Source organism: bacterium, from assembly GCA_030247525.1.
Lineage (GTDB): Bacteria > Electryoneota > JAOADG01 > JAOADG01 > JAOADG01 > JAOTSC01.
The window spans coordinates 1-7,181 of record JAOTSC010000168.1; the positions used below are offsets into that span (position 1 = coordinate 1).

Consider the following 7,181-nt stretch of genomic DNA (forward strand, 5'->3'; position numbering starts at 1 on the left):
AGTTTTGGTGCGCATAAGTTTTATTTTGGCAATCCCGGTTTAGGCGTTTTGTACCTGCTGTTTTTCTGGACCGCCATACCAGCCATCATCGGAATTATTGAAGGGATTATCATATTGACGATGTCCCAAGCCGACTTCGATGCGAAATTCGGTCGCATTTGAAACGCATCAACATAGCAGGCACGTTGAATACAATAGAAAAGGGCGAATGAAAATCATTCGCCCTTTTTCTATCCGCTTAATGTGAATGTTATTGGATCATCGACTTACGATAAGTGATGAAACCGCGCGTTCCTTGATCGTTCATATAGCTGTCAAACGAGAGCTTCCAGATATGGCTGCTTTGCTTCACTAACAGCGTTTTGTCCCATGCTGGCATCGCATGCGTCGATGAGTTGTAATTGAACAACCAACCGGTATAGAGTGTGTCGCTGTCGGTATGCCACATTGTTCCAGTCGGAACCGACGTAACGTTATCGAACGTCGCATTGACCCAAGAAGCTTCCACCCCGGCAGTTTTATTCAAACGACCGTAGGGGAACATCACATTTCCGATGCCGCCGGAACCGGTATTGTACCACGAAGTGACCATCGCGAATTGCCAGGTATTGCTGGTAACTTCGCCAAAGCCGAACCGGTAGTACTTGAGCGTACCAGCCACCGCGCCGGAGATGCTATCGGACATCGCAGTGCGCCAGTACACTCGGCCGCCGGAAACGCTGTCGGAATACGCATAGTTAAAGCGAACAGTACCTGCACCGTAATTGATTACGTGGAGTTTTACCCACTTGTAGGCATCGAATTGTAAAACATACGATACGGAGTCATATCCGGTGATTGCGTGTGTAATTGGATTGTAACTTGCCCACGTATCGCCAATACCGTAAGTAGAATCGTTTACATCAGAACGCCATGTCCAACCGGTGGTGTCGTGGTTAGTCAGCGTCATTGCGGCGGCTAACTGTGCGACCGTATAGCCCTTACTACCGGAGATTCCCCCATTCACCCGAAATGACGGCAACTGACCGGATGCGGAACGCATAAAGGCGATATCCCAAACCGAGGCGGAGTCGCCGGTTTCCAAATTGAGATAGACTGGCGCGTCTTTGATGTTTTTCGTGTACAATGAATTGGCAGGCGTTGGTGTGATTGGATCGTCGTCGTCTGTTTGGCAACCGCTCAAGGCAATCGCTACCATCAACCCAGCCAGTAAGGCTAACCTTACGAGTTTCATTCTTTCCTCCCTGTTTCCCCAAAGCCGTTGAAACTATTCCATTTCGCCGGCATGAATGATGCAACAAAGGGTTGCATCGAAATCCGTAGGACAGACCAAAGAAAAGTCTGTCCAATTCTCAAGTGTCGTCCAAATCCGGGCCTGATGAATCAAGCCCCTACAAAAGGGTGACCCAGAGGGTTTGCCCTTACTTTGCGAAGTTGTAATTCAGTGCGATAAAGACCTTTTTCCCGATGTAGGGGCCATAAAGGTCGTTGGTTTCGTCCAGCAGGTTAGTCCCCCCTGCAGTGACAGCAAATTCTTTCCAGTTGTTCATAAGTAGTGCGCCATTGAGTGTTATGGTCGCATCAAAAATCGGTTTCGTTGAGAATTTCTCGAATTCGTTGGTATAGTCGCCAAGCAATAAGTCAAAGCGTTGGACATACCGTTCGGAAACTCGCGCCCGTAGCGATCCAGTAATCCGGTTGGTTAACGCTTTTCCTTCGATCCGGACATTACCGCTGTGCCGGGGGTGGGGCAGGAAGTTTTCACTCTCCCGGTCGTACGATTCCATCCATTGATAGCCGGCGGAGGCTGAGAGATACTGTGACATATACCATTTCCATGTCGTCTCAAATCCGCGGGAATAACTCGAACCGATATTACGGTAACTAAGGATACTGGGACGTACCGAGTAATCGTCGATTTGATCACGGAAGTCATTCCAGAAACCATTCACAGTCCACAACAATTTTCGCTTGTACAACATCTCATAACCGAGATTGTATCCAACCGATGTCTCCGGTTTCAAATCGGGGTTGCCGTACGCTTCGTATCCGACTGCCGGATGCGGGAACGTGAGATACAGTTCCACCCAACTTGGTGCCCGGAATCCTCTGCCGACACTACCGCGAATTTTTAGCCAATCACTCGGTGTATACATCGCAGAAATTTTCGGAGAGAAAAAATCGCCAAAGGTTTCATTACGGTCGAAGCGGGCGCCAACGATTGTTGTTAGCTCCTCAGCCCATCTTCGTTCGGATTGGGCGAACACTGACCACTGAAAAACTTCCTGTCCTTTTCCCCAACTGATGCGGGCAGCGCTGTAGGTCGATTTTTGCGCCGCGACTCCGAAATTCGCTTCGTACCCGGCGCTGAATTGCCGCCAATAATCGAATTCCGCCGAAGAGGTTGTTTCGTTTGTTTCGTTGGATTGGGTTTCATCGTGGTATCCGCTGCGCCGTACATATACGTCGTACTTCCGGTCGTACTTCGAATAGCGAATTTTGAATGCACCTTCTGCCCACGGTCGGTACCGAAATTTTATCGAGGGGCGAAAATCGGTGCGAACCAATTTGGTGACATAACGTAAATCGGGATTGCGCGATTCTTCTTTGTTATCGGTGTAGTTCGCATTCACTTCCCCTTTAATCCGGTCGTCATCGGAGAAGTAGCGGAATTTTCCACCCACATCATACCGGTCGTTTGCAATTAACGTGATGTAATCGCGGCGTTGGGTTTTCCCCTCATGCAGTGAAGAACCGTTTAATAACAGCGACCAGTTTGCCTGTTTTGTTCCATAAGAAGTGGCGAACTCATACATATCGTTGCTGCCACTTTTCGCTTCCGCGGCAAGCTCAATTGGTTTCTGCGCCGTCTTAGTAATCACATTGATTACACCACTCATCGCTTCGCTGCCATAGAGCGAGCTGCCGGGACCTTTCACAATTTCGATCCGGTCGATCCGATTGGTTGCGAGTGAGTTTAACTCGGTACGGTCGTCGAATTTTCCAACCACTGGTTCGCCATCGATTAACACCAAGAGATACTTCGGATCGGAACCCTGAATTTCCGCCGATTGTCCGCCAACACGCCCGGGTCGTAAATCGATACCTAAGCGATCCGAGATTGCACCGGCAACATCGACGGCGCCGCTCTCCTGAATCTCTTTTCCAGTTAGGACCATTGTCGGAACGGCGACTTCCTGATAAATGCGTTCGGTCTTAGTGGCAGTGACAACGATCTGATCGAGCTGTAAATAATTCCGGCGGGTATGAAGCCGCACATCAACCGCATTGCGATTGGTGACATCAACTCCGATGACCGATGACTCGAAACCAACGCAACTCGCCCTCAAGCGATAGCGACCCGGTTCGAGATTCGTTAGGGTGAACTTTCCATTTTCATCGGCAACCACACCGAGTTTGGTGCCGAGGATTTGCACCGAAGCATGGGGGAGAGCATCCTGTTCTTCGCCGGTGACGGTGCCGGAGATGGTGCGCGGAGTCGCGTAGAGAATCGTTGCACCGAGAATAAATGCAAGCGATATCGTGAGTAAACGAGTATGATGTATCACAAGTGGCAAGCCGAAGCGAATAAATGTTTCGCAAAACCCCAAAAACAGAGGACGTAACTAATTCATTTCAAGTGGTTAATATACCATACTTCATCAAGTAACGCAATGCCCGGAAAACTGTTTTATCCTAACCACTTAATAAATCACAAATTATGGTTTGTATTGCTTATTTACGCATATCTATGGATATAATTTAATATCGTTTGTATGTTTTAGTTCATTAGTAGTTTCCTCCGATGAAAGAAATTATTCGTTCGGTTACCGATGAATGAATGTTTTTTTATTGTTGAATTCTATACAGTTAGTGATTGAATCATATCGACAATACTTTTAAACTCGACTTTCAAGGTCCTATTCTATCTGTTATCTTATTGGCAACATTCTCTTGTTGTTTCTCAATTCAATAGTGAGGAATTGCATGACATCTATCGTCCTCCAAACCACCAATCTCGTCAAACGCTTCGGAGAAGTTACCGCTGTCGATGGATTATCGCTCGCTGTGCAGGAAGGTGAAGTGTTTGGATTTCTCGGTCCGAATGGCGCTGGAAAAACTACTTCGATCTCGATGATGTGCGGCTTGCTCGCGCCTGATTCCGGAACAGTGACCATTCGCGGCACTGCGATTCATAACGGCGACGATGTTCGCACCAAAGTTGGTGTATGTCCCCAATCGATTGTCATTTGGCCATTCCTCACCTGTATCGAACAACTCATTTTCATCGGTGAGATGTATGGATTATCGGCTACCGTTGCAAAAGCCCATGGTGAGATTTTACTTGAGACGCTCGGACTCTCTGAAAAGCGTAATAAATTAGCGAAGACCCTCTCCGGCGGGATGCAGCGACGGCTTAATCTACTACTTGCTTTAGTACACGATCCCGAACTGGTTGTATTGGATGAACCGGAAGCGGGACTCGATCCCCAGAGCCGGGTATTAGTACGAGAGTATATCCATTCGCTCGCCCGCAAAAAAACCATCATTCTCACCACTCATAACATGGATGAAGCGGAACGGGTTGCTGACCGGGTCGCAATCATCGATCACGGAAAATTGTTGGCAATGGACACCCCCGAACAGTTGAAACGACAATACGGGAAAGGCGATATCCTTGAACTCGATTGGATGTTTTTGAGCGAAGAACAACAAACAGCTATACGCAATGTCTTTGATGGAAAATTCTCGTTCGTGAGTCTCACCGGAAATCGTTTGGAAGTGCAGGAGCGCGACATCGCAACGAAGCTTCCGGCGATCTTGGAAGTCGCTTCTCATAATGGCGGTGCACCATCGCGAATCCAGTTGCGCGAAAATTCTCTTGAGGATGTATTCATCGCGATGACAGGAAGGGGGCTCCGCGAATGAAAATGTTATCGATTGCGAAGAAAGCGATTCGCGAACAACTTCGCCGCCCGGTGATTCTCATTTTAGTAATTATGACAGCGCCGTTGTTTGTGGGACTATATAAAGCAATGTCGGTCGCATGGACGATTACTTATGATGTTGGTATCGTTAATCTCGATAACGGAAACATCACCATCGATGGGCAACCCATGAACGGCGGCGCGGCAGCCATCGCGGCGTTACAGGCGGCGGCGAAAAGCGATAGTTCGCTTCATCTGAATATAGTTCCGGTTGCATCGCGGGAAGCTGGCATTCAAAAATTACAGGGAAGAAAACTCACTGCGCTGTTAACTTTTCCGGCGAATTTTTCCGAGCGAATCAATGAGCATCGTAATGGCGTCGCGCAACAGGCAGTACCCATCGAATTGAGTGGTGATCTCACCTATCAGAATTATCTCATTGCGACGGTTCTTGCGGGCACAATTGTCGATAAATTTGTTCAATACGCTACCGCCAAACCAAGTTTACTCGAGTGGCGTGAACAACCACTCGGCAATACTAACACTCGCACCGATTTTGAATTGTATGTCCCCGGTTTGCTCATCATGTCGGTCTCGATGTTGATTTTTCAAGCAGCAATGTTAGTAGCTCGAGAAATTGAACAAGGGACACTCCGGCGGTTACGGCTCTCACGGATGTCGGCGTTTCATTTTCTGGGTGGAATAACCTTGACCCAGCTTTTGCTCGGAGCCTTGGAAGTGGCGTTGACATTATATTTTGCGGTGCTATTGGGATTCCGGACGCAAGGTTCAGTACCACTCGCGATTGCGATTGGAACAATCACAGCATTGTCGACAATCGGGGTGGGACTCATCGTCGCTTGTTTCTCGAAAACCGAGACTGATGCCTTCATATTGGCAAATTTTCCCCTTTTCCTGATGATGTTCTTTACCGGAGCAATGTTCCCACTTCCGAAAGCGGCTCTCATCACAATCGCCGGGTATCCGATTGGTTTCACCGACCTCTTACCACAAACCCATGGTGTTATCGCATTGAACAAAGTGTTCAATCTTGGTTTGTCGTTCGAAAATGTACTCCCGGAGTTTATTGCGATTACCGTACTGGCATTGCTCTACTTTTTTGTTGGCGTCGGGATTTTCCAACGGAGGCAGTTGCGGGGGTAGGAAGAATTTCGATTCTCGAACCGTATAGTCGCTATCCGTTTCATTTCCTTTCAGATTTGTTTACTTTGCGCCCTTACAACGGAAAGGAAACACTACGATGCAACGGATAATTACCGCAATTATTTGTTTTTCATTACTGTCACCGATGGTATGGGCGCAGCATGGCACACCGGCTTCGACATCAACTTCGATCAAGGCTTTCGAGAAGGCGACCTATCCTGCACCCCAACTATTACCGGGTGAGGATAAGCATTTATCGAATCTCCGACAATTGACTTTCGGCGGGGAAAATGCCGAGGCGTACTGGTCCCCCGATGGTAAGGAAATCATTTTCCAATCGACTCAGCCGCCCTTTTCCTGCGATCAAGTCTTTACCATGCCCGCCGATGGCAGTGCCGAACCGAAGTTGGTTTCCACCGGGAAAGGGCGTTGCACCTGTTCCTACTTTATTCCGAAATCCGACCGGTTACTCTATGCTTCAACCCACGAAGCGAGTGCCGACTGCCCGACTCCCCCACCAAGAGGCAAAGAATACACCTGGATGTTGTATCCGGGATATGACATTTTCTCGGCGAATCGCGACGGTTCCGATCCTGTAAATCTGACGAAGCAGACCGGCTACGATGCTGAAGCGATTGTTAGTGAAAATGGGCAAGTTGTTATTTTTACGAGCCTTCGTGACGGCGATGTCGATATCTACCGGATGAACCTCGACGGTTCTAATGTCCAGCGCCTCACTGACCGGAAAGGATACGATGGCGGCCCCTGGTGGTCACCGAATGGCAGGAAAATCGTTTGGCGGGCTGAGTATCCTCAAAATGCTGCCGACAGTGCCCGTTGGGATTCGTTGTTAGTACAAAATATCGTGCGGCCAAGAAAATTAGAGCTCTGGATTATGAATGCTGATGGCTCAGAGAAACGGCAATTGACCAATCTGAGCGGCTCGACGTTTGCTCCGGTTTGGATGCGGGATAATCGCCACATCCTTTTTGTATCAAATTTGGATGATCCAAGTGGGCGTAATTTTGAGCTTTACCAAATTGACACCAAAAATCCCGACAAAACCGAACGAATTACCATATTCGACGG

Annotated in this window: 6 protein-coding genes; 4 read left to right on the top strand and 2 right to left on the bottom strand. The window is 48.3% G+C overall.

The annotated features are described in order from the left end of the window. Positions 1-162, top strand: a 162-nt coding sequence (locus OEM52_12610) for an NINE protein (protein MDK9700981.1), incomplete at its 5' end; no start/stop codon positions are given. 88 nt (positions 163-250) lie between these two features. Here OEM52_12610 and OEM52_12615 read toward each other — a convergent pair. Both OEM52_12615 and OEM52_12620 read right to left on the bottom strand, forming a co-directional pair. Continuing rightward, positions 251-1,234: a hypothetical protein gene (locus OEM52_12615; GenBank protein ID MDK9700982.1), complete on the bottom strand. Its 984-nt coding sequence runs from the start codon at positions 1,232-1,234 to the stop codon at positions 251-253. A gap of 187 nt (positions 1,235-1,421) precedes the next feature. After that, positions 1,422-3,569, bottom strand: a complete 2,148-nt coding sequence (locus tag OEM52_12620; protein ID MDK9700983.1) for a TonB-dependent receptor — start codon at positions 3,567-3,569, stop codon at positions 1,422-1,424. A gap of 418 nt (positions 3,570-3,987) precedes the next feature. Here OEM52_12620 and OEM52_12625 point away from each other — a divergent pair, with 418 nt between their 5' ends. The 3 genes from OEM52_12625 to OEM52_12635 all read left to right on the top strand — a co-directional run. Further along, positions 3,988-4,929 carry an ABC transporter ATP-binding protein gene (locus tag OEM52_12625; protein ID MDK9700984.1) on the top strand — a complete coding sequence of 314 codons (942 nt, stop codon included), beginning with the start codon at positions 3,988-3,990 and terminating at the stop codon, positions 4,927-4,929. Further along, the gene (locus OEM52_12630; protein MDK9700985.1) at positions 4,926-6,092 is read left to right on the top strand and encodes an ABC transporter permease; all 1,167 of its coding nucleotides are present in this window, start codon (positions 4,926-4,928) and stop codon (positions 6,090-6,092) included. Before OEM52_12625 ends, OEM52_12630 begins: the two co-directional genes overlap by 4 nt. Positions 6,093-6,189: 97 nt before the next feature. Beyond that, positions 6,190-7,181 (top strand): hypothetical protein (locus OEM52_12635; GenBank protein ID MDK9700986.1); only part of this gene is annotated, 992 nt, incomplete at its 3' end.